This is a genomic window from Paraburkholderia sp., from assembly GCF_034668105.1.
GTDB lineage: Bacteria > Pseudomonadota > Gammaproteobacteria > Burkholderiales > Burkholderiaceae > Paraburkholderia.
The window spans coordinates 1-2855 of the sequence record NZ_JAXDPY010000466.1; the positions used below are offsets into that span (position 1 = coordinate 1).

A 2855-nucleotide genomic window follows, 5' to 3' on the forward strand; every position below is an offset into this window, starting at 1 on the left:
GCAATATACGCTTCACGGCGATACGTCGACGCGAAGATCCGGACCTGGATAGAGTTCATCCGCGACTATTTACCTCGGGCTATCGCCAAAGATGAGGCGACGCTGAAGGAACTGACGCTGAGCGACGAAGCGAGAGGCTTGCTACCTTCTTGAGGGAGGAGCGCTTCCATGCGCAACTGTTCGCCAGGTCGCAGCGCCGCCCTGGCGAACAGTTGCGCCGGCGTAGTTTGCTGAGAGCCTTAAACCTCAAAGACCGTCGAACGCGTGAATTCCTCGATGTTATCGAGCAGGGCGTCGAGCGCCTGGCCGGCATCGTCGACGCCGCCTTCGGCGATTGCCTGCGCGACCGCCCCATGTAGCCGTGCCATCTCGGGTAAATCTGCCGCCTGTCGGTAATGCACGTACCAGAATCGCCTGGACAGTCCGTGCATCTGGCGCATAGCGCCTTCCGCAAACTCGTTTCGAGCGGCGATCAGGCACAGCTCATTGAATTCGCGATCGAGGCGCACAAAGCTGACATCATCGTTGTTGCGCGAAGCCTCCTGAAATTCCGCGGCGAGTTCAGCGAACACGTCCCTTTCTTGCGGAGTCGCAGATTTCGCTGCCGAGCGGCAAATCAATCTCTCGACTTCCCGGCGGGTCCGAAGTAACCGGAGTTGCTTTTTGACGTCGATTTCGGGTATCAGCAAACCGCGCTGCGGCAGGATCAGGATCAGGTGTTCGCGTGCGAGACGCTGAATTGCCTCTCTGATCGGCGTGCGGCCGATCCCGGTCATCTCGCTCAACGCGAGCTCGGAGACGGTCGTCCCAGGTTCGAGCTGTAGCGTCACAATAAGTTCTTCGAGCTGGGCATAGGCCTGCTCGGTGAGACTCTCTGGCTGCGCGCGTTTTGAACGGCTCGGCATGAGCGCTCGCGCAGGCGTAGATGCCCGTGTGGCGGTCTTGCCGCCGGTGACGGACTTTCGTGCGGGGGAGCCTGCGGCCATTGGATTATCCTCTGTGTATCAGATATATCCATTTTATATCATCGAGTCCATCGCTTGACGGGCAGTATTCAGGTGCTGCCAGGGGCAAATTTGTCGGTCTTGACGTGCATGATGCGGAATCGGCGGAACTGGCCGCGTTGCTGATGCGACGTGAAGCAGTCTGGCCGAGGGCGTGGCAGGAAGCCCTCCAGTGCTGCGCTCGGATAGCGGCATGTCGAAGAAGGGTGCGACGATGCTCCCCATTCTGGAAAACCTGGGCCGTGGCATCGTCCGGCCGGCCGTGTGTGAGTCGTGACAATCCCCACGCGGAGACACCGTTTCCAACCTGCAATTACCGCCCACTTCCCGTGCAGGCCGTTCGGCAGCATTGATGACGCGCGGGCGGGGACGCAGCAGTTGGTGCGTTGGTACAACCAGGAGCACGAACACCGCGGCCTGAAATTCGTCACAGCGGCGCGGTGTCAGAACGTCGTAGCTCCGCAGTGCTCGCACAGCGTGAAACCGTTTACGCAGATGCCAGGGAGCGTAATCCGCAGCGTTGGCCTCGTTGGATGCGTAATTGGAAATTGAAGGATGGAAAATCGTCGCGCGCGGGCGCTACATCACCTTCAACTGATCCGGAAGTGCTGCGACTGCTGCGGTGTACTGCCCGCCGCTCGAAAGGTTTTGCTCCCGCTCGTGAGCGAACCCGTTCAGGAAAGCATCGACGACCGAACGAACCTTTGCCTCGATGACCGACGCCTTCGGTGGACGCATGATCCCAAGCAGGAGCTGATGTGAAAAATCGAAGGCCATCATGTCGTGAAAGAGGATGGCAGCCTCCCGCGTGTCGCAAGCACGCAGCTCCCCGCGAGCCTGGCGTTCCTCGAAGAACTTTGTCATTGCCTCGTAAAATATACGCGGACCCCGATCAAACCACGTCTGTCCCACCTGAGGAAAGCGACTCGACTCGGCAATTGCCAGGCGCTGCAGTGCGATAGTTCGGGGATGCAGCACGGCCTTGTAGAACGTTTGCCCGATCATGGTCAAGGCCTGACGCAGAGGCAGCGAGAAGCCCTCGGAGGCCACGATTGAGCCAGAAATCTCGCTGCTAAGATTTTCGAGCGCGGCGATGAAGAGACCCTCTTTGCCCTTGAAGTGCTTATAAACGTTGGACTTGGAACCACCTACCTCGGCAACGATCTCGTCCAGGGTGACGCGATCGTACCCGCGCGCCAAGAACATATCTGCTGCAGTGGTCAGTAACTCGCGACGTCTTTGCGTTGATCTGCTTACCGGTAGACGCGACGGTAGTTTCTTCCGGGCAGGCGTCTTTCTAGCGGGCATGCGAACCTTCCTTGTGTTTTCAGACAAGCTTCTGACGCTCTCGACCTATCCGTACCTGGCTGCGGAAGCAGGACCTATAAGCATTTGCATTTTAGCAGGCGCCCATGCTTCCTATCTCCGGCGCGCCGCTAGCCAAGCCTGAACAGTTCACATCGCTGCAGCTGGGTTAAAGCTTTTGCAGCAGCTGTGAATCTCCGGTTTGGTGCGCGCCGTTGAAAGACACTACGAAGGACGGAGAGGCCGGGTCTGCATGGGTCGCCATCGTCGCTTGCGTCGCCGTCATCGAAATCTTCCTAAAAATCATACCGCTGGGTACGACCTGTCCAAGGATCTCTTTCTGTCGATTGTTTGCCGATAGCATTGGGACATGTCATCCATAGTTTGTGGTTTACCCCAATATCTCGCCTTTGGTGTCGACATCTAATATACTACGCATACGGTACTGAACAGTACTCGCGATGGTCTTTCTGGGGCCGACCTGTTATACGCGAGCGCACTTTGAGAGATTCGGCGTGATGGATGGTGTCAAAGTACAACTGGGGC

2 protein-coding genes and 1 pseudogene are annotated in these 2855 nt (G+C 57.9%); 1 reads left to right on the plus strand and 2 read right to left on the minus strand.

Going from position 1 to position 2855, the window contains the following annotated elements:
• Positions 1-239 precede the first annotated feature (239 nt).
• Positions 240-905 carry a GntR family transcriptional regulator gene (locus QOC89_RS20980; RefSeq protein WP_323046773.1) on the minus strand — a complete coding sequence of 222 codons (666 nt, stop codon included), beginning with the start codon at positions 903-905 and terminating at the stop codon, positions 240-242.
• 167 nt (positions 906-1072) lie between these two features.
• Here QOC89_RS20980 and QOC89_RS20985 point away from each other — a divergent pair.
• A pseudogene (locus QOC89_RS20985) lies at positions 1073-1561 on the plus strand (IS3 family transposase); the annotation flags it as partial.
• A gap of 22 nt (positions 1562-1583) precedes the next feature.
• Here the strand turns inward: QOC89_RS20985 and QOC89_RS20990 are convergent.
• Positions 1584-2312, minus strand: coding sequence for a TetR/AcrR family transcriptional regulator (locus tag QOC89_RS20990; protein ID WP_323046774.1), 729 nt, complete (start codon positions 2310-2312; stop codon positions 1584-1586).
• Positions 2313-2855 lie beyond the last annotated feature (543 nt).